Annotated in this window: 1 protein-coding gene; it reads right to left on the bottom strand. The window is 69.8% G+C overall.

Translation table 11 applies throughout. The annotated features are described in order from the left end of the window. Positions 1 to 268: 268 nt before the first annotated feature. Entirely contained in the window at positions 269 to 1477 is a 1209-nt protein-coding gene (locus ACO1BR_RS44030; RefSeq protein WP_426800738.1) for an IS4 family transposase, read from the bottom strand. Positions 1478 to 1518 lie beyond the last annotated feature (41 nt).

Genomic DNA, 1518 nt, shown 5'->3' with positions numbered 1-1518 from the left:
TCTAGCCTCAAGACCAGTGACTTAACGGTCCCAGCTTCTGGGGACTTTGGTTGGCGGGTTGGTCGGGGTGGTGCGCCAGTGAGGTGCGATGGTGACGGCCTCGGCTGGGTCGAGGGTGGGCTGGGGAGTGTGCCGGTGTTCCTCGCGTTTGACACCGAAGTTCGACATCTTCCTTTTGACGACGCGGGGGTTGGAGCGCCTGCGGCGGAGGGGTAACAGGCGTGCGGCAATCTCCCGGATGCCGTCCGCGAGGGCCGTGGCCAGGTGGTCAGGGGGAAAAGGCCGCCTGCGCGGTGACCTGTCGGCGTGCGAGGCGGATGCTGCGGATGAAGGAGAGCCGGTCGGGATCGAGGCCGGCTTGGCCTGCGGTGTCGTGCATGAGGGTGCGGATGGCGTGGTGGACCAGCAGGTGCCCCCAGACCTCCTGCTCGACCCCGTAGGGCGAGCGGGACCGCAGGACCTGGGCGGGGCCGCGCTGGTGGGTCTTGAGTTCATCCAGGGCGGTCTCGATCTCCCACCGCTGGCTGTAGAGGGCGGCCAGCTCGGTGGCGGGGGCGGCTTCGTGGTCGAGGATCGAGGTGATCAGCCGGTACGGGGCCTCCTGTGTCGGGCGGGCGGGATCATCCAGGGTGTACTCGATGACCCGCACCACGGTGGGGTCGGCGCGCTTGCGGTGGTCCTTGGCCGTGACGATGTCCGACAGGTACGAGCCGTCGGGCAGTTCCTCGCGGACTGGCAGCACGGCGTGGGAACGGATGCGCCACAGCAGGTCCGCGCCGCCAGCCGAGGCCGCCCGCCACAACTCCAGCCCGGTGAAACCACGGTCGGCCAGCAGCAGGTCCCGCTCGCCGAGGTGGCCGAACAGCTCGCGGGCCAGCACCGGTTCGGAAGTCGTCAGCGGTCCCATGGCGGCGGCGGTGATGGCGTGGGTGCCGCACTCGGCCAGCGCCACCACCCGCACCTGCGGGTACGCGCACCGCTCGGTGCGGTGGGTCTTCGGACGCCCGAAGTACGCGGCGTTCGCCTCGCTGTCCGGCACGTCAAAGACCGTCCCGTCGATGGCCATCAGCCGCCACCGGCCATAGAAGGCACCTGGCGTCGACTCCGTCGCCAACGGCCTTGCCACCTGCGCGAACAGGGCCCTGAACGGTTCGGGCCCCAGCTTGGCCCGAGCCCGGGAGATCGCCGCGGTGGTCGGCACCTGCCACGAGCCAGACCAGCGTTTCGCCCAGGCCAGCCCCTGCGTCAGCAGACGTGCGACCTCCTCATAGCCCTGCCCGGAGAACAGGCACATGGCCAGCACGAAGTAGACCACCACCCGCGGCGGCAGCAGCCGGTTGCGCTGCCCGGATCTCCCGCACCCGGTCACCACCCGCTCCACCAGCTCCGGCGGGAACGACCGTGTCAGCACCCCGACCGCGATGCGATCCGAGAGCCGCTCGTCCGCCGACGACTTCATCTGTCCGGGCCTGGGCACACTCGGTCAACGACTCAGACCCCGTTAAGTCACTGGTCTTG

Origin of the sequence: Streptomyces sp. YGL11-2 (assembly GCF_050054615.1) — a bacterium.
Lineage (GTDB): Bacteria > Actinomycetota > Actinomycetes > Streptomycetales > Streptomycetaceae > Streptomyces.
The sequence above is the reverse complement of the archived record's forward strand: the minus strand, read 5'-3'. Positions and strand labels throughout refer to the sequence as shown.